17 protein-coding genes are annotated in these 17965 nt (G+C 73.6%); 8 read left to right on the top strand and 9 right to left on the bottom strand.

Annotated elements, in window-relative coordinates; translation table 11 throughout:
- Positions 1–142: 142 nt before the first annotated feature.
- The 3 genes from pepN to BIV23_RS22665 all read right to left on the bottom strand — a co-directional run bounded on the left by pepN (position 143) and on the right by BIV23_RS22665 (position 4077).
- Positions 143–2671 carry an aminopeptidase N gene (gene pepN, locus BIV23_RS22655; protein WP_071382909.1) on the bottom strand — a complete coding sequence of 843 codons (2529 nt, stop codon included), beginning with the start codon at positions 2669–2671 and terminating at the stop codon, positions 143–145.
- A gap of 134 nt (positions 2672–2805) precedes the next feature.
- A complete protein-coding gene (locus tag BIV23_RS22660; RefSeq protein ID WP_071382755.1) occupies positions 2806–3153 on the bottom strand; it encodes a chorismate mutase in 348 nt (115 codons plus the stop codon).
- A gap of 33 nt (positions 3154–3186) precedes the next feature.
- A complete protein-coding gene (locus tag BIV23_RS22665) occupies positions 3187–4077 on the bottom strand; it encodes a helix-turn-helix domain-containing protein (RefSeq protein WP_071382756.1) in 891 nt (296 codons plus the stop codon).
- Between the two features lie 113 nt (positions 4078–4190).
- On the opposite strand from BIV23_RS22665, the gene BIV23_RS22670 reads away from it, so the two are divergent.
- Together BIV23_RS22670 and BIV23_RS22675 are read left to right on the top strand one after the other, a co-directional pair.
- Positions 4191–5948, top strand: a complete 1758-nt coding sequence (locus BIV23_RS22670; RefSeq protein ID WP_071382757.1) for a glycoside hydrolase family 35 protein — start codon at positions 4191–4193, stop codon at positions 5946–5948.
- A gap of 58 nt (positions 5949–6006) precedes the next feature.
- On the top strand, positions 6007–6888 hold the full coding sequence (locus BIV23_RS22675) for a hypothetical protein (protein ID WP_071382758.1): 882 nt from the start codon (positions 6007–6009) through the stop codon (positions 6886–6888).
- Positions 6889–6962: 74 nt separating this feature from the next.
- Here the strand turns inward: BIV23_RS22675 and BIV23_RS22680 are convergent, their stop codons facing one another.
- Both BIV23_RS22680 and BIV23_RS22685 read right to left on the bottom strand, forming a co-directional pair.
- Positions 6963–7868, bottom strand: a complete 906-nt coding sequence (locus tag BIV23_RS22680; RefSeq protein ID WP_071382759.1) for an SDR family oxidoreductase — start codon at positions 7866–7868, stop codon at positions 6963–6965.
- Positions 7865–8647: an SDR family oxidoreductase gene (locus BIV23_RS22685; protein ID WP_245790603.1), complete on the bottom strand. Its 783-nt coding sequence runs from the start codon at positions 8645–8647 to the stop codon at positions 7865–7867. The genes BIV23_RS22680 and BIV23_RS22685 overlap by 4 nt, the downstream gene beginning before the upstream one ends.
- 86 nt (positions 8648–8733) lie before the next feature.
- Here BIV23_RS22685 and BIV23_RS22690 point away from each other — a divergent pair, with 86 nt between their 5' ends.
- The 4 genes from BIV23_RS22690 to BIV23_RS22705 are packed head-to-tail and all read left to right on the top strand — an operon-like array spanning position 8734 to position 12345.
- Positions 8734–9651: an enoyl-CoA hydratase family protein gene (locus BIV23_RS22690; protein WP_079173300.1), complete on the top strand. Its 918-nt coding sequence runs from the start codon at positions 8734–8736 to the stop codon at positions 9649–9651.
- A complete protein-coding gene (locus BIV23_RS22695; RefSeq protein WP_071382760.1) occupies positions 9652–10503 on the top strand; it encodes a CoA transferase subunit A in 852 nt (283 codons plus the stop codon).
- Positions 10500–11279 carry a CoA-transferase subunit beta gene (locus BIV23_RS22700; RefSeq protein ID WP_071382761.1) on the top strand — a complete coding sequence of 260 codons (780 nt, stop codon included), beginning with the start codon at positions 10500–10502 and terminating at the stop codon, positions 11277–11279. Before BIV23_RS22695 ends, BIV23_RS22700 begins: the two co-directional genes overlap by 4 nt.
- Before the next feature lie 7 nt (positions 11280–11286).
- Entirely contained in the window at positions 11287–12345 is a 1059-nt protein-coding gene (locus BIV23_RS22705; RefSeq protein ID WP_071382762.1) for an NAD(P)H-dependent flavin oxidoreductase, read from the top strand.
- Here the strand turns inward: BIV23_RS22705 and BIV23_RS22710 are convergent.
- The 3 genes from BIV23_RS22710 to BIV23_RS22720 are packed head-to-tail and all read right to left on the bottom strand — an operon-like array spanning position 12329 to position 14972.
- The gene (locus BIV23_RS22710; protein ID WP_071382763.1) at positions 12329–13486 is read right to left on the bottom strand and encodes an acetyl-CoA C-acetyltransferase; all 1158 of its coding nucleotides are present in this window, start codon (positions 13484–13486) and stop codon (positions 12329–12331) included. The genes BIV23_RS22705 and BIV23_RS22710 overlap by 17 nt on opposite strands.
- Before the next feature lie 40 nt (positions 13487–13526).
- Positions 13527–14138 carry a TetR/AcrR family transcriptional regulator gene (locus tag BIV23_RS22715; RefSeq protein WP_071382764.1) on the bottom strand — a complete coding sequence of 204 codons (612 nt, stop codon included), beginning with the start codon at positions 14136–14138 and terminating at the stop codon, positions 13527–13529.
- Positions 14139–14186: 48 nt separating this feature from the next.
- Positions 14187–14972 (bottom strand): SDR family oxidoreductase, encoded by a 786-nt coding sequence (locus BIV23_RS22720; protein ID WP_071382765.1) that lies wholly within the window; start codon positions 14970–14972, stop codon positions 14187–14189.
- 61 nt (positions 14973–15033) lie between these two features.
- Between BIV23_RS22720 and BIV23_RS22725 the strand changes: the two genes are divergently transcribed.
- Entirely contained in the window at positions 15034–16173 is a 1140-nt protein-coding gene (locus BIV23_RS22725) for an acyl-CoA dehydrogenase family protein (protein ID WP_071382766.1), read from the top strand.
- The gene (locus BIV23_RS22730) at positions 16173–17150 is read left to right on the top strand and encodes an acyl-CoA dehydrogenase family protein (RefSeq protein ID WP_071382767.1); all 978 of its coding nucleotides are present in this window, start codon (positions 16173–16175) and stop codon (positions 17148–17150) included. Before BIV23_RS22725 ends, BIV23_RS22730 begins: the two co-directional genes overlap by 1 nt.
- A gap of 12 nt (positions 17151–17162) precedes the next feature.
- Here the strand turns inward: BIV23_RS22730 and BIV23_RS22735 are convergent, their stop codons facing one another.
- The gene (locus BIV23_RS22735) at positions 17163–17894 is read right to left on the bottom strand and encodes a vWA domain-containing protein (protein WP_071382768.1); all 732 of its coding nucleotides are present in this window, start codon (positions 17892–17894) and stop codon (positions 17163–17165) included.
- Positions 17895–17965 lie beyond the last annotated feature (71 nt).

A 17965-nucleotide genomic window follows, 5' to 3' on the forward strand; every position in this document is an offset into this window, starting at 1 on the left:
TGTTCGCGGGCCGCCCGGAGCAGCTCGGGCGTGCCCGCCTGCGCGTGGGGGCAGAGGGCGCTCGCCCCGGCGAACCGGGCGGCCGCCCGGGGGGCCGCTCCTCGTCGGCCCCCCGCGGGCAGGGCGCCCTTGGACTTGCGTCCTACGCCCCCTGGGTCTCCCCCGTCCCGCGGGGCTCCTCCTGCGTCTCCTGCCCGCCGCGCACGCGCAGGGCGCGGGAGAGGTCGTCGAGGCGGTCGGCGAGGGTGCGGCGCAGGGCCGGGGTGGGATCGGCGTCGCGCAGACAGGCCTCGCCGAGGTCCACGTTCTCGGCGTCGACGGCGTGGGCCGGGAAGGCCCAGCGGGCGGCGGCCTGCGCGATGGCGGGGCCGCGGCGGGCGCTGACGGCGACCGCGTCCGGGTAGAAGCGCGGCACGTACTCCCGCACCAGATCGGCCTGTTCGGGCTGCCAGAAGCCCTGCGCGGTGGCCGTGAAGAGGTAGTTGGACAGGTCGTCGCCCGTGAACATGGCCTCCCAGGCCGCGCGCTTGGCCTCCGGGTCCGGCAGGGCCGCGCGGCAGCGGGCGGCGCCCTCCTGGCCGGTGGCGCTCGGGTCGCGCTCCAGCTCGGCGGCGATCGTGGCCTCGTCGGTGGCGCCGAGGACGGCGAGCCGGGCGAGTATCCGCCAGCGCAGCTCGGGGTCGGTCTCCGGCCCGCCGGGCACCGTGCCGTCGGCGAGCCAGGCGGCGATGGTGTCGGGGTGGGCGGCGACGCCGATCAGATGCCGTACGGCGATCAGGCGCAGGCCGGGGTGGTCGCCGTCCTCGGTGCGGCGCAGCAGGTCGCGGCAGAGGGAGGTGAGGGTGGACAGGGCCGCCGGGCGCTCCCGCGCGCTCAGGTACTGGTCCGCGATCTGCCCGGAGGCGAAGGCGAGGACGCCCTGGACGAGTGCCAGATCGGTCTCGCGCGGCAGGTGGGTGCGGGCCGTCTCCAGGTAGGCGGCGGGCGGCAGTTCACCGTCGCGCACGGCGTCCCGCAGGGCGTTCCAGACGACCGCGCGGGTGAGCGGGTCGGGCAGGCCGGACAGTCCGGCGCGCAGCGACTCGAAGGAGTCGGCGTCGAAGCGGACCTTGGCGTAGGTGAGGTCGCCGTCGTTGAGCAGGAGCAGCGCGGGGCGCTTGCCGAGGGGCTCCGGGTCGCTCTGCGGGACGTCGAGGTCGCGGCGCTCGCGCAGCACGAGGCGGCCCTCGTCGGCGACGTCGCGGTCGTACAGGCCGACGGTGAGGCGGTGCGGGCGGCTGCCCGCGCGGTCGACGGTCAGGGTGAAGGTGCTGTCGGCGGAGGTGATCCGGGGAGTGAGGGTGTCGACGCCCGTGGTGCGCAGCCAGCTGTCGGCCCAGGCGGGCACGTCGCGGTCGGTGGCGGAGGCGAGGGAGTCGATGAAGTCGGCGAGGGTGGCGTTGCCGAACTTGTGCCGCGCGAAGTGGGTGTTGATGCCGGCGAGGAAGTCCTTCTCGCCGAGCCAGGCGGCCAGTTGGCGCAGCGCGGAGGCGCCCTTGGCATAGGAGATGCCGTCGAAGTTGAGCAGCGCGGAGGCCGTGTCGTCGACGTTCTCGGGGGCGACCGGGTGGGTGGTGGGGCGCTGGTCGGCGTCGTAGCCCCAGGCCTTGCGGGTGACGCCGAACTCGGTCCACGGGTCGGTGAACCGGGTGGCCTCGGCGGTGGTCTGGTAGCCCATGTACTCGGCGAAGGACTCGTTCAGCCAGATGTCGTCCCACCACTTGAGGGTGACGAGGTCGCCGAACCACATGTGGGCCATCTCGTGCGCGATGACCATGGCGCGGGTCTGCCGCTCGGTGTCGGTGACGGCGGAGCGGTAGACGAACTCGTCGCGGAAGGTGACCAGGCCCGGGTTCTCCATCGCGCCCGCGTTGAACTCGGGGACGAACGCCTGGTCGTAGGAGTCGAAGGGGTACGGCTCCTCGAACTTCTCGTGGTACCGGTCGAAGCACGCACGCGTGACCTCGAAGATCTCGTCGGCGTCGGTGTCGAGGTGGGGCGCGAGGGAGCGGCGGCAGTGGATGCCGAAGGGCAGTCCGCGGTGCTCGGTGCGCACCGAGTGCCAGGGGCCGGCGGCGACGGCGACGAGGTAGGTCGAGATCAGCGGGGTGGGCGCGGCCTGCCAGACCCCGTCGGCGCGCTGGTCGACGATGCCGTTGGCGAGGACGGTCCACCCCTCGGGCGCCCTGACGGAGACCTCGAAGACGGCCTTCAGGTCGGGCTGGTCGAAGGCGGCGAAGACACGCTGGACGTCGTCCATGAACATCTGCGTGTAGACGTACGCCTCGCCGTCGCTGGGGTCGGTGAAGCGGTGCATGCCCTCGCCGGTGCGGGAGTAGCGCATGGCCGCGTCGACGCGCAGTTCGTGCTCGCCCGCGGCGAGGTTCTTCAGCGGCAGCCGGCCGTCGGCGAGCGACTCCGGGTCGAGGGGCTGTCCGTCGAGCGTGACCGTGCGCAGCTCCGCGGGCTTCAGCTCCACGAACGTGTCCCCGGCGGACCGCGCGGTGAAGCGGATCGCGGTGCGGGAGTCGAAGGTCTCGTCCCCGGTCGTCAGGTCCAGTTCGACCGTGTACCGGTGGACGTCGAGGAGCTGTGCTCGGAGCTGCGCTTCGTCGCGCGTGAGTACGGACATGCAGGCCATGCTGCCCGATAGCACTGACAGCGGACAGGGGGTGGACCGGTTCGCGATATATGTCCGGATCGCCGATCGGGTCGCCCCGACTTCGTCCTGCCGGACACCGGGGCCGGCGCTCCGGTGTCCGGCGGTCAGCCGTCCACGGACTGGGCGTTGGCGGTGTCCTCGGCGATCCGCTCGTGGTGGCGGATGACCTCGGCGATGATGAAGTTCAGGAACTTCTCGGCGAAGGCCGGGTCGAGCTTGGCGTTCTCGGCGAGGCGGCGCAGCCGCTCGATCTGGCGGGACTCGCGGCCCGGGTCGGCGGGCGGCAGCTGGTGCACGGCCTTGAGCCGGCCGACCTGCTGGGTGGCCTTGAACCGCTCGGCGAGCAGGTGGACGACGGCCGCGTCGATGTTGTCGATGCTGTCGCGCAGCCGCTCCAGTTCCTGGCGGACCTCGGGCTGCATGTCACCGGTGCCGGTGTTGCTGGTGGTCATGGCTGCCAACCCTATGCGGTCGCCGGCTTACGTCTACGGGGTGTCCGGAGAGTGGATCATCGCAGGATCGGCGGGGTCCGGCACCCGGTCGCTCCAGCCGCCGGGGACGACACGGCCCTGCTGGGCGCGGAAGCGGACGGGGGCGAGGCCCACACGGCGCGCGAAGAGCCGGGAGAAGTAGGCGGGGTCGTCGTAGCCCACGCGGCGTGCGACGGCCGCGACGGGCAGCTCGGTGGCGGCGAGGAGTTCCTTGGCGCGGGCGAGGCGGATGCCGAGCAGGTAGTCCTTGGGGCTGCACCCGGCGGCCCGGCGGACGGCGCCGCGCAGCTCGGCGGGGGTCATGCCGTGCACGCGCGCGTGGTCGGCGACGCTCATCGGGGTGCAGGCGTCCCGGGCGAGGGCCTCCAGCACCTGGTCGCCGTCCGGGGCGAGGTCGGCGCGGGCCCGGCGCAGGGCGACGAGGAGTTCGTGCACGGCGGCGCCGGTCTCCACCTCCAGCAGGGGGTTGCCCCGGCGGGCGGCGCGGACGATGCGGGCGACCACCGCGCGGGGCCCGGAGGCGTCGGAGAGCGGCACGACGGGCCGCTCCGGCTCGATGTAGCCGAGCTCGGTGTACGTCGCGGCGGCGGGCCCGGCGAAGTCGACGAAGCCCTCGTCCCAGCCGGTGCCCGGGTCGGGCGCGTAGTGGTGGGGCACGCCGGGCGTGAGCCAGAGCAGCGCGGGCGCGGTGACGGCCGTACGGCGGCCGTCCGCGGCCCGGTACCAGCCGCCGCCCGAACTGATCACGACGGCGACGTGGTGGTCGAGGGTGCGCGGGCCGACCACGGGCAGCGCGCCGTGCTGGAGGCCGACGCCGAGACAGACCAGGCCGAGGCGGTGGTGCGCGGGAGCGGGGCTGAAGAACCGCATCCAGGTCTGGTACATCGGCGCTCCTCCCGGCGTCGGCCACCACGGATTCCCGCCGCGCGGCGTTTTGTCCAAGCACCGCCGATCTTCGTCCATGGCATGGCGCTCCGCCAGGGGCGAGACTGGGCGGCATGAGCGAGTTCACGGTGGGGGAAAGCGATTTCCTGCTGGACGGGCGACCGGTGCGGCTGCTGTCCGGGGCCCTGCACTACTTCCGGGTGCACGAGGCGCAGTGGCGGCACCGGCTGGCGATGCTGCGGGCGATGGGCCTGAACTGCGTGGAGACGTACGTCCCGTGGAATCTGCACCAGCCGCGCCCCGGCACGTTCCGGGACGTGCAGGCGCTCGGCCGGTTCCTCGACGCGGTCCGGGAGGAGGGCCTGTGGGCGATCGTGCGGCCCGGCCCCTACATCTGCGCCGAGTGGGAGAACGGCGGCCTGCCGGCGTGGCTGACCCACGAGGTGGGCACACGCGCGCGTACCCGGGACGAACAGTACCTGTCGCATGTACGCGCGTGGTTCCGCCGTCTGCTGCCCGAGATCGTGCCCCGGCAGCTGGACCGCGGCGGTGCGGTGCTCATGGTGCAGGTCGAGAACGAGTACGGCAGCTACGGCAGCGACACCGGCCATCTGGGCGAGCTGGCCGGGCTGCTGCGCGCGGAAGGGGTCACGGTCCCGCTGTTCACCTCGGACGGCCCCGAGGACCACATGCTGACCGGGGGGTCGCTGCCCGGGGTGCTCGCCACGGTGAACTTCGGCTCGCACGCGCGCGTGGGCTTCGAGACACTGCGCCGTCACCGCCCCGAGGGCCCGCTGATGTGCATGGAGTTCTGGTGCGGCTGGTTCGACCACTGGTCCGGCGATCACGTCGTACGCGACCCCGACGAGGCCGCGGAGGCGCTGCGGGAGATCCTCGACGCGGGGGCCTCGGTGAACCTGTACATGGCGCACGGCGGCACGAGCTTCGGGGGCTGGGCCGGCGCCAACCGGGGCGGCGGCGAGCTGCACGAGGGCCCGCTGGAGCCGGACGTGACGTCGTACGACTACGACGCCCCGGTCGACGAACAGGGCCTGCCCACCGAGAAGTTCTGGCGCTTCCGCGAGATCCTCGCCGCGTACGGCTCGGGCCCGCTGCCGGAACTTCCGCCGCGGCCATCCGTGTTGGAGGCACCGGCCGAGGCGTCACTCACCGGCTGGGCAGGGCGGGACACCGTACTGGAGACGCTGGGCGGCGAGGAGCGCGCGACGCCCGTGCCGCCGTCCTTCGAGGAGCTGGGCATCACCCGGGGCCTGGTGCGGTACGCGGTGGAGGTGCCGGGGCCACGGCAGCCGTACCCGCTGAGCGTGCGCGGGCTGCGGGACCTGGCGGTGGTGTACGTCGACGGGGCGCGGGCCGGGGTGCTCACCGAGGAGGAGCCGGCTCTGAAGGAGCCCGTCGCGGGCCCCGCGCGCGTGGAGCTGTGGGTGGAGTCCCTGGGCCGGGTGAACTACGGTCCCCGGCTCGGCGAGGCGAAGGGCGTCACCGGCGGCATCCTGCACGAGCGGCAGTTCCTGCACGGGGTACGCGCGCGTGGGCTGGATCTGGACGCCTTCGACGCCGGCGTGGACGCGGTGCCGTTCGGCCCGCTGCCGCAGGAGGGCGCCCCGGGGCTGTACCGGGGCACGCTCGCCGTGCGCGGGGCCGGGGACGCCCGGCTGGAGCTGCCCGGCTGGACGCGCGGCTTCGTCTGGATCAACGGCTTCGGTCTCGGCCGCTACTGGTCGGCGGGCCCCCAGCGGTCCCTGTACGTCCCCGGCCCGGTGCTGCGGGAGGGCGACAACGAGCTGTGGGTGCTGGAGCTGGAGGAGAGCGCCCCGGACCGGCGGGCGCCCCGGCTGTTCCCCGTGTGACCGACGGCCCGCCGCGCCTAGAGTGGAGAGGAGTTCCGGCGTCATTGGGGGTGCGGACGTGGCGAACGGCGGACCCGTCGAGCACGGCTACCCGCACCTGGAGACGGTGCGGGCCGCGGTCAACGCGCTCTACAAGCGGCTGTCCTACGACACCGTCCAGACGTTCTCGACCAGTCTGGCCCCCGCCGACGTGGCCTTCTGCGACACCGACGACCTGCACCTGGGCGCGCAGCGCGTGGCCCGCGAGATCGTGCGGCACTTCCGGCTGCCGGACGCGCGGCTGATCGTCGGCTTCCGGGAGATGACCCACGCTGCGAACGTCGAACTGGCCGCGGGCCCCGAGTACTTCGTCGAACTGAACGACCGTTTCCGCACGCACCGCCGGGACATCGGCGCCGCCCTCGCGCACGAGGTGGCGCACGTCTATCTGCACCGCCTGGACCTCTCCTTCCCGACCACGGCGGAGAACGAGATCCTCACGGACACGGTGACGACCTACCTGGGCGCGGGCTGGCTGCTGCTGGACGCCTTCCGGGAGGACGCGGTCTCCTCGCAGAAGCTCGGCTATCTCACCCCCGAGGAGTTCGGCTACGTCCTGGCCAAACGGGCGCTGCTGTTCCGGGAGGACCCGTCGGTGTGGTTCACCAGCCCGCAGGCCTACACCGCCTACACCAAGGGCATGACCCAGGCCCGCCGGGACGAGCAGCAGCCACCGCTGACCGGCGCGGGCTGGGCGGGCCGGCGCCGCTACGCCCACGACCGCCGGCACGCGCCCTCCGCCGCGCCGGGCGCCTCCTACGCCTTCACCCCCGACCCCGCCGGCCACCTCCGCGTCAGCTTCCCCTGCCCCACCTGCCACCAGCGGATCCGGGTGCCGGTGAAAGGGCGCGTCCGCGCGCGGTGCGGGGTGTGCAGGACGGTGCTGGAGTGCGACACCTAGCCCGTTCACCGGCCTGCCCACCCGACCGCGCCCTGCACCCGCTCTCCCTCCGGCGGGCCGGAGGTCCGAGGGGTTCAGGCGCCGTACACCGGCCCCGGCTCCCGCGCCGCCGTCAGGAGTTCGCGCGCCGTCTCGCCCGCCTCGACCGGGGTCCGGCGTGCTCCCTTGTCGGCGCTGGGGCCCGGCCGCCAGCCCTCCATGACCGTGATCCGGCCGCCCTCCGCCTCGAACACCCGGCCCGTCACGCCCTCGCTCGCGGCCGAGCCCAGCCAGACCACGAGCGGGGAGACGTTCCCGGGCGCCATGACGTCGAAACCGGTCGCCGGAGCCGCCATCGTCTCCGCGAAGGTGCGCTCTGTCATGCGGGTGCGGGCGGCGGGCGCGACGGCGTTGACCTGGACGCCGTAGCGGGCCAGCTCGGCCGCCGCGACCAGGGTCAGGCCGACGATCCCGGCCTTGGCGGCGCTGTAGTTGCCCTGCCCGACCGAGCCCAGCAGCCCGGCGCCGCTGCTGGTGTGGACGACCCGGGCCACCGGCGTGCGCCCGGCCTTGGCCTCGGCCCGCCAGTGCGCGGCCGCGTGCTTCAGCGGCAGGAAGTGCCCCTTCAGGTGGACGCGGATCACGGCGTCCCAGTCGTCCTCGTCGAGATTGACCAGCATCCGGTCGCGCAGGAATCCGGCGTTGCTGACGAGCGTGTCGAGCCGGCCGTACGTCTGCAGGGCCGTCCGGACCAGGGACGCGGCGCCCTCGGCCGTGGCGACGTCGCCGCCGTGCGCCACCGCCTCGCCGCCGGCGGCCCGGATCTCCGCGACGACGGTCTCGGCCGGGCTCTTCGCGTCGCGGGCTCCGTCCAGCCCGACGCCCAGATCGTTGACGACCACCCGAGCCCCCTCGGCCGCGAAGGCGAGGGCGTGGGCGCGGCCAAGACCGCGGCCGGCGCCGGTGACGACGACGACCCGGCCGTCGCAGAGTGCGCTCATCTCACATCTCCCGGTTGACGGTTGGCTGTTGAGGCGTTCAGGAAGGCGGGCCGCTCCCCGCCGCCGTGCACGTGCAGGCACGCCCCGCTGATGTAGGCGGCCGCGTCGGAGGCGAGGAAGACCGCCGCGCCGCCGACGTCGGCGGGGGCGGCGAGCCGGCCGAGCGGGACGGTGCGGGAGACGGCGGCGACGCCGTCCGGGCCGCCGTAGTGCAGGTGTGCCAGTTCGGTGCGGACCATGCCGACCACGAGCGTGTTGACGCGGACCTCCGGCGCCCACTCCACGGCCATGGACGCGGCCAGGTTCGCCAGGCCCGCCTTGGCGGCGCCGTACGCGGCCGAGCCGGGCGAGGGCCGGGTGCCGCTGACGCTGCCGACCATGACGACCGAGCCCCGGCTGCGCCGCAGGTGCTCGTACGCGGCGAGGGACGCGGTCAGCGGGGCGATCAGATTCAGCTCGACGACCCTGGCGTGCCGATCGGCGTCGGCGTCGGCCAGCAGCCGGTACGGCGTGCCTCCGGCGTTGTTGACGAGCACGTCCAGCCGGGGCAGACCGGCGAAGAAGTCCCGTACGGCAGGCGGATCACGCAGGTCGAGCGGGGCGAACTCCACGCCGTCGACGGCGAGTTCGGGAGGACGGCGGGCGCAGGCCAGGACACGGGCTCCGGCCTCGGCAAAGGCCCGCGCTATCCCGGCACCGACGCCCCGGGTGCCGCCGGTGACCACCACGGTGGTGGCGCGCGACGCCTCGTCCACAGGGTGCGCCGTCGAGTTATCCACAGGGCCTCCCGCTTGTCCGCGCAGGCTGCTAGCTTCGGAGCCATCGCACCTAACAAATGTTTGGTGGAAAGGTAGCTGATGCGGCCATGGGTGTCTCCCGTTCGTCCCCGGAAAAAGGGATTTCCGTCGTCACGGTCGACTTCCCGCCGGTGAACGCGCTGCCGGTGCGCGGCTGGTCCGAGCTGGCCGCGGCCGTGCGCGCATCCGGCCGCGCCGCGGACGTCCGCTGTGTCGTGCTGGCCGCCGAGGGCCGCGGGTTCAACGCGGGCGTGGACATCAAGGAGATACAGGCGGCCGGTCAAGAGGCCCTGATCGGCGCCAACCACGGCTGCGCCGAGGCCTTCGCGGCGGTGTACGAGTGCGCGGTCCCGGTGGTCGCGGCGGTGCAGGGCTTCTGTCTGGGCGGCGGCATAGGCCTGGTGGGCAACGCGGACGCGATCGTGGCGAGCGAGGACGCCGTCTTCGGGCTGCCCGAGCTGGACCGGGGCGCGCTGGGCGCCGCGACCCATCTGGCCCGGCTGGTCCCGCAGCACCTGATGCGCGCCCTGTACTACACGGGGCGCACGGCGAGCGCCGACGAACTGCACCGGCACGGCTCGGTGTGGCGGGTGGTGCCACGGCCTGAACTGCGGGACGCGGCTCTGGGGCTGGCACGCGAGATCGCCGCGAAGGACGGCCAACTGCTGCGCATGGCGAAGACCGCGATCAACGGCATCGACCCGGTCGACGTCCGCCGCAGCTACCGCTTCGAGCAGGGCTTCACCTTCGAGGCCAACCTCAGCGGACTGGCCGACCGGGTCCGCGACACGTTCGGGACGGGCGAGAGGGGCGGCGGGGGCGGCAGGGGCAGGGCGGCCGGCAGGAGCGACACAGCCGGGATCGGTGACACGGCCGACGAGGGCGGCGCCGTCGGTGGGAGCGGCGGCGCGGCCGAAGACCGCGCCGCGGCCGGAAACGGTGCCACATCAGCGAAGAGCGACACATCGGGGAAGGAGGGCGCATAGGTGGGCGACAAGACGATGAGCGCCGACGAGGTGGTCTCCCGGCTGCAGAGCGGGATGACCCTCGGCATCGGCGGCTGGGGATCGAGGCGCAAGCCGATGACGCTGGTCAGAGCCCTGCTGCGGACGGACATCACGGACCTGACGGTCGTGTCGTACGGCGGCCCGGACGTCGGGATGCTGGCCGCGGCCGGCCGGATCCGCAAACTGGTCACGGCCTTCGTCACCCTCGACTCGATCCCGCTCGAGCCGCACTACCGGGCGGCGCGCGAGCGGGCGGGGTTCGAGCTGACGGAGGTCGACGAGGGCATGTTCCTGTCGGGCCTGCGCGCGGCGGCGCACCGGCTGCCCTTCCTGCCGGTGCGGGCGGGCCTCGGCTCGGACGTCATGCGGATCAACCCGCACCTGAAGACGATCACGTCGCCGTACGAGGACGGGGAGACGCTGGTGGCGATGCCCGCCCTGTGGATGGACGCGGCCCTCATCCACATGAGCCGCGCCGACCGGCTGGGCAACGGGCAGTACCTGGGCCCGGATCCCTACTTCGACGACCTGTTCTGCGCGGCGGCGGACGCGGCCTACGTCTCCTGCGAACGGATCGTGGACACAGCCGAGCTGACCAAGGCGGCGCCGCCACAGTCGCTGCTGCTCAAACGCCTCGCCGTGACCGGCGTGGTGGAGGCGCCGAACGGCGCGCACTTCACGTCCTGCTCGCCGGACTACGACAGGGACGAGGAGTTCCAGCGGCTCTACGCCACCACGCCCTGGCCGGAGTTCGCCGAGCGGTTCCTCGGCCCGGCCGAGGAGGCCTATCGGGCGGCGGTTCGGAAGTGGCGGAAGGAGCAGGCGGGATGAGCACACCGGAGACTGCGGACACGCGGGCACCCCTTTCCCCGCCCACCCGCGCCGAGTACTGCGTGATCGCCTGCGCCGAGGCCTGGCGCGGGGCCGGGGAGATCCTGGCGAGCCCGATGGGTCTGGTCCCCTCGCTGGGGGCGCGGCTGGCCCGGCTCACCTTCGCGCCGGACCTCCTGCTGACCGACGGCGAGGCTCTGCTGGTCGGCCCCGACGGCACGCCCGAGGGCTGGTTGCCGTACCGGCAGCATCTGGAGCTGGTGGCGGGCGGGCGCCGGCACGTGATGATGGGCGCGAGCCAGATCGACCGGTACGGCAACCAGAACATCTCCTGCATCGGCGACTGGTCGCACCCTCGCCGCCAGCTGCTCGGGATGCGCGGAGCGCCACTCAACACGCTGAACAATCCGACGAGTTACTGGATCCCGAGACACTCCCGACGGGTGTTCGTGGAGCGGGTGGACGTGGTGTGCGGGGTGGGGTACGACCGGGCGGCCGGGCTGGGCGACGCGGCCCGCTTCCACGGCCTCGGACGGGTGGTGTCCGACCTCGGCGCCTTCGACTTCGCCACCCCCGACCACTCCATGCGGCTGGCCTCGCTGCATCCCGGGGTGAGCGTGGAGCAGGTGCGGGAGGCGACGGGTTTCGCGCTCACCGTGCCGGACGAGGTGCCCCGCACCCGGGAGCCGGAGGAGGCGGAACTGCGGCTGATCCGCGAGGTGCTGGACCCCGCCGGCGCGCGGACGCGCGAGGTGCCCGAGGCGGCGAGGGGGTGAGGGGCGGATGGACACCCCGCTGACCCGCCTGGTCGGCATACGCCATCCGATCGTGCAGACCGGGATGGGCTGGGTGGCCGGCCCCCGGCTGGTCTCGGCGGCGGCGAACGCCGGCGCGCTCGGCATCCTGGCCTCGGCGACGATGACGCCCGGTCGACTACGGGACGCGATAAGGGAGGTGAGGTCGCGCACCGACGCGCCGTTCGGGGTGAACCTGCGGGCCGACACCGGCGACGCGGCCGACCGGGTGGAGATCATGCTGGCGGAGGGCGTCCGGGTGGCCTCCTTCGCCCTGGCACCCTCCGCCGGGCTCATCGCCCGGCTGAAGGACGCGGGTGTGGTCGTCATCCCGTCCGTCGGGGCGCGGCGGCATGCGGAGAAGGTCGCCGCATGGGGTGCGGACGCGGTGATCGTGCAGGGCGGCGAGGGCGGCGGGCACACCGGCGAGGTGGCGACGAGTGTGCTGCTGCCGCAGGTCGTGGACGCGGTGGACATACCGGTGGTGGCGGCGGGCGGCTTCTTCGACGGGCGGGGCCTGGTGGCGGCGCTGGCGTACGGGGCGGCCGGGGTGGCGATGGGCACGCGGTTCCTGCTCACCTCCGACTCGACGGTGCCGGACGCGGTGAAGGCCCGCTATCTCGCTGCGACGGTCCGGGACGTCACGGTCACCCGGGCAGTGGACGGCCTGCCGCACCGGATGCTGCGCACGGACCTGGTGACCGCGCTGGAGGAGTCGGGCCGGATCCGGGCCCTGGCCCACGCGCTGCGGAAGGCGGCCGGCTTCCGGCGGCTGTCGGGGCTCAGCTGGCGGGCGATGGTGCGGGACGGCCTGGCCATGAAGCACGGAAAGGAGCTGAGCTGGAGTCAGGTGCTGCTGGCGGCGAACACGCCGATGCTGCTGAGATCCGCGATGGTGGACGGCCGTACGGATCTCGGAGTGATGGCGTCCGGGCAGGTCGCCGGGGTGATCGACGACCTGCCGTCGTGCGCTGAGCTGGTGGAGAGGATCGCGAAGGAGGCGGAGGAGGTGCTGGCACAGCTGGCGGGGCTCAGAGGCGTTCGATGATCGTCACGTTGGCCTGGCCGCCGCCCTCGCACATGGTCTGGAGGCCGTAGCGGCCGCCGGTGCGTTCCAGTTCGTGGAGCAGGGTCGTCATCAGGCGGACGCCGGTCGCGCCGAGGGGGTGGCCGAGGGCGATCGCGCCGCCGTTGACGTTGACCTTGGCAGGGTCGGCGCCGGTCTCCTTCAGCCAGGCCAGGACAACCGGTGCGAAGGCCTCGTTGATCTCCACGAGGTCGATGGCGTCCAGCGTCAGGCCGGTCTTCTTCAGGGCGTGGGCGGTGGCCGGGATCGGCGCGGAGAGCATGCGGATCGGGTCCTCGCCGCGCACGGAGAGGTGGTGGACGCGGGCGCGGGGGCGCAGCCCGTGCTCGCGGACGGCGTGCTCCGAGGCGAGCAGCATGGCCGCGGCGCCGTCGGAGACCTGGGAGGAGCAGGCCGCGGTGATGGTGCCGCCGTCGAGGACGGGTTTCAGCGCGGCCATCTTCTCCAGGGAGGTGTCGCGGCGGGGGCCCTCGTCCCCGGTGACCTCGCCGTGGGGGACGGTCTCGCGCTCGAAGCGGCCGGTGTCGAGGGCGTGGAGGGCCCGCCGGTGCGAGCGCAGGGCGAACTCCTCCTGGTCCTCGCGGCTGATGCCCCACTTGGCGGCGATCATCTCGGCGCCGGCGAACTGGTTGACGGGCTGGTCGCCGTAGCGGGCGCGCCAGCCGGGGCTGCCGAGGAAGGGGCCGTCGGTGAGGCCGAGGGGGGCCGCGGCCTGCCGGGAGGCGAAGGCGATGGGGATCTGGGACATGTTCTGCACCCCGCCGGCGATCACCAGGTCCTGGGTGCCGGAGAGCACGGCCTGCGCGGCGAAGTGCACGGCCTGCTGGGAGGACCCGCACTGCCGGTCGACGGTCACGCCCGGCACCTCCTCCGGCAGGCCCGCGGCCAGCCAGCAGGTGCGGGCGATGTCCCCGGCCTGCGGCCCCACCGCGTCCAGACAGCCGAAGACCACGTCCTCCACGGCGGCCGGGTCGACCCCGGCCCGCTGTACCAGCGCGGTGAGCACGTGTGCGCCCAGGTCGGCCGGGTGGACCGCGCTGAGCCCTCCCCCGCGCCGCCCGACGGGCGTGCGGACCGCTTCGACGATGTAGGCCTCGGCCATGACAACTCCCTCACAGGAAAGGGGCGTGACGCAGACGGTGTCACTCGCGTACGGCGATCCCGTCCAGCACCATCGACAGGTACTGGCGGGCGATCTCCTCCGGGCTGTGCTGTCCGCCGGGCCGGTACCAGGAGGCGGCGACCCAGACGGTGTCGCGGACGAACCGGTAGGTGAGGCGGACGTCCAGGTCGGCGCGGAAGACGTGCTCGGCCACGCCGCGCTCCAGCGTGGACAGCCAGGCCTTCTCGAACCGGCGCTGGGACTCGGCGAGAAACGCGAACCGGTCCTGGGCGACGAGCTGCCGGCTCTCCTTCTGGTAGATGGCGACGGCCGCGCGGTGCCGGTCGATCTCCCGGAAGGACTCGGTGACCAGGGCCTCCAGTGTCTCGCGGGGCCCGAGCGCGGAGTCGAGGACGGTGTCGTAGCCGTCCCACAGCTCGTCGAGGAAGGTCCGCAGGATCTCCTCGAGCATCGACTCCTTGGAGTCGAAGTGGTAGTACAGGCTGCCCGCGAGCATCCCGGCGTGGTCGGCGATCTTGCGGACGGTGGTGGCGTTGTAGCCGTGCTCGGCGAAGACCTCGGCGGCGGTGGTGAGAAGTTCGCCGCGGCGGGCCGCTGCCGGGGTCACCTGGGGCTTCTTGTTGGTCGGCACGGACCCATTCTGGTACCGGGCCCCTTCCCGGTACCGGGCCCGGTGGGCCTAGGCATGCTGGCTGCTGACGGAGACGACCTCGCCGGTCAGGTACGAGGAGTAGCCGGACGCCAGGAACACGATCACGTTGGCCACCTCCCAGGGCTGCGCCCAGCGTCCGAAGGCCTCCCGCCCGGTGAGCTCTTCCAGCAGGTCGGCGGAGGTGACCTTCACCAGGTGCGGGTGCATGGCGAGGCTGGGGGCGACCGCGTTGACCCGGACGCCGTAGGCGGCGGCCTCGATCGCCGCGCAGCGGGTCAGCGCCATCACCCCGGCCTTGGCGGCGGCATAGTGCGCCTGTCCGGCCTGGGCGCGCCAGCCGACGACGGAGGCGTTGTTGACGATCACCCCGCCGCCGGTCTCGCGCATGGACCGCAGGGCGGCGCGCGTGCAGCGGAAGGTGCCGTTCAGGGTCACGTCCAGCACCCGGGACCACTGCTCGTCGGTCATGTCGACGAGGTCCGAAGTGCCGCCCAGGCCCGCGTTGTTGACGACGATGTCGAGGCCGCCGTGCGCCTGCGCGGCCGTCTCGAACAGGGTCCGCACCTGCGCCTCGTCGGTGACGTCGCACGGCACCGCCGCCACCCGGCCCGGGAACTTGCGGCTCAGCTCGCTCTCGTGCTCCTTCAGCCGGCGCGTGTGCGCGTCGCTGATCAGCACGCGTGCGCCCTCTTCCAGGAAGCGGTGCGCGGTCGCCCCGCCGATGCCGGCGCCGGCCGCCGCGGTGATGACGGCGGTGCGGCCCCGGAGCAGTCCGTGCCCGACGACGTAGGCCGGGCTCTCGACGCCTGTCATAGGGTCACGCTAACCTACCAAACACTTGTTAGGGAAGCCACTGGAGAAAGGGGCAGCCGCCGTGGACCTGACCCATTCCGAAGCCGACGAGGAGTTCCGCGCCGAGGCCCGCGCCTGGCTCCGGGCGCATGTGCCGCGCACGCCGCTGCCGTCCCTGGAGACGGCGGAGGGCTTCGCGGCACACCGCGCCTGGGAGGCCGAACTGGCCGCGGACCGCTGGTCGGTGGTGTCCTGGCCGCAGCGGTACGGCGGCCGGGACGCCGGTCTGCTGCGCTGGCTGGTCTTCGAGGAGGAGTACTGGGCGGCGGGCGCGCCGGGCCGGGTCGGGCAGAACGGCGTCAGCCTGCTCGCGCCCACGCTCTTCGACCACGGCACGCAGGAGCAACGCGCGCGCGTGCTGCCCCCGATGGCCACCGGCGAGGTCGTCTGGGCACAGGCCTGGTCCGAACCGGAGGCGGGGTCCGACCTGGCCTCGCTCACCTCCCGGGCGGTGCGGACGGACGGCGGCTGGCTGCTCAACGGGCAGAAGACCTGGTCCTCGCGGGCGGCCTTCGCGGACCGGGCCTTCGGGCTGTTCCGCAGTCACCCCGACGCCCCGAAACCCCACCAGGGGCTCACGTACCTGATGTTCGACCTGCGCGCGCCCGGTGTCACCGTCCGCCCCATCGGCCGCCTGGACGGCAGACCGGCCTTCGCGGAGCTGTTCCTGGACGACGTGTTCGTCCCGGACGAGGACGTGATCGGCGAGCCGGGCCGGGGCTGGCGGATCGCGATGTCCACGGCGGGCAACGAACGCGGACTCACCCTGCGCTCCCCCGGCCGCTTCCTCGCCGCGGCCGCCCGGCTGGCCGAGCTGTGGCGGGAGCGCGGCTGCCCCGAGCACGCACGCACGCGCGTGGCCGACGCCCTGATCGGCGCCCGCGCCTACCAGTTGTTCACCTACGCGGCCGCCTCCCGCTTCCTGGAGGGCGAGCGGCTCGGCCCCGAGTCCAGCATGAACAAGGTGTTCTGGTCCGAGCTGGACCTCGCGCTGCACGAGACGGCGCTCGATCTGCTGGACGGCGAGGGCGAGACGGCCGGCTCCGACTGGTCCGAGGGGTATGTGTTCGCGCTCGCCGGGCCCATCTACGCCGGCACCAACGAGATCCAGCGGGACATCGTCGCCGAGCGGCTGCTCGGCCTGCCGAAGGGACGCCGCTGATGCGCTTCCTGCCCGATGCCGAGCAGCGCGCCTTCACCGACTCGCTGCACGCGATGCTGACGGCCGCGGACACCCCGGCGGTGATCCGCGAGTGGAGCCGCGGCGACCATGCGAGCGGGCGCGCGCTGTGGCGCCGTGTCGCCCGGGCGGGGGTGTTCGGCCTGGCGGTGCCGGAGGAACACGGCGGGCTGGGTCGGCATCCGGTGGAACTGGCCCTCGCCTTCGTGGAGCTGGGGCGGCATGCGGTACCCGGCCCGCTGGTGGAGACGGTCGCGGCGGCCGTGCTCCTTGCCGACCCCCCGCTCGCGAAGCGGTTCCTGCCCGGCCTTCTGGCGGGTACGGACCTCGCGACGACGGCAGTGGTGCCGAACGGACATGCCCTCGACGGCGACGCGGCCGCGGTCCGCCTCGCCCGCATCCCCGGCGGGCTGCGCCTGGCCTCCGCCGGCCCGGTGCGCCGTTCCCTCGACCCGGCCCGCCGCCTGACCCCGCTCGCGCCGGACGGCGAACTCCTCGATCCCGGCCCGCCGTTCGGCCTCGCGCTCACCTGGGCCCGGCTGGCCGTCGCCGCCCAGGCCCTCGGGGTGGGGTTCGCGCTGCTCGACCGCACGGTCGCGTACGTGTGCCGGCGCAGCCAGTTCGGCGCCCCCGTCGGCTCGTTCCAGGCGGTCAAGCACCGCCTCGCCGACGCCGCGACGGCGCTGGAGTTCGCGCGCCCGCTGCTGTTCGGCGCGGCGGTGTCGCTGCGCCCGGCGGACGTGGCCGCCGCCAAGCTCACGGCCTGCGAGGCGGCGTACACGACGGCCCGTACGGCGCTGCAACTGCACGGCGCGATCGGCTACACCGCGGAGTACGACCTGTCCCTGTGGCTGACCAAGGCCCGCGCGCTGCGCACCGCGTGGGGCACGCCCGAGGAGTGCCGGGAGGTGTTTCTGGAGGACGCGCTCAGGACGTCGGCGCCCTCGGACTCGCCCTGATCGGCGGCCGGTTCAGGCGGCGGGCGGCCGGACGATCCCGGCGGCTCGGGCGGCGGCCAGCCACTGCGGGAACTCGCCGACGAGCCGGTCGTACAGCTCGGCGTCGGACAGCCGCCGCGGGTCCTCCCCGGCATGGAAGAAGCCGGCGTTGTCCACGATCCGCTTGCCGGGGACGGCCAGCTCGTCCAGTTTCCGCAGGAAGTCGAACTGCCGGCTGCCCGGATCGCCGAAGCCGACGAACTGCCAGAACAGCGGGAGCCTCGCCGCTTTGCACAGATACCGCTCGGCGGCGGGCCGGCTGGTCGGGCCGCCGTCGGTCTGGAAGACGACCAGGGCGGGGTCGGTGGCGCCACTGTCCAGGTAGTGGTCGATGACGGCGTCCATCGCCAGGTGGTAGCTGGTCTTCCCCATGTGCCCGAGCCCGGCCACGATCCGCTGGACGGCGCCCTCGTGGCGGTCGAGGACGATGTCGGTGACCGCGTCGGCGTCCGTGGAGAAGAACACCACCGGCACCCGCCCGTCGTCGTCCAGGTGCGCGGACAGCCCCAGCACCCGGTCGGCGAGCGCCTGCACGCTGCCGTCCCGGTAGTACGGCCGCATGGAGCCGGAGTGGTCCAGCACGAGGTAGACGGCGGCCCGCTGCCCGTCCAGGCCGTGCGCGCGCAGGGACACGCCGGCGGTCTTGTACAGGCTGACCAGCGCCGGAGCCGTCTCCTCCACCGTGCGCAGGCTGATCGCGGTCATGCTTTCCCCTCGGCCGTGCGGACATGCGACGACGCCTGCCCAGCGTCCGGTCGGGGACAGTCGGGCAGGCG

Source organism: Streptomyces monashensis (genome assembly GCF_001866665.1).
GTDB lineage: Bacteria > Actinomycetota > Actinomycetes > Streptomycetales > Streptomycetaceae > Streptomyces > Streptomyces monashensis.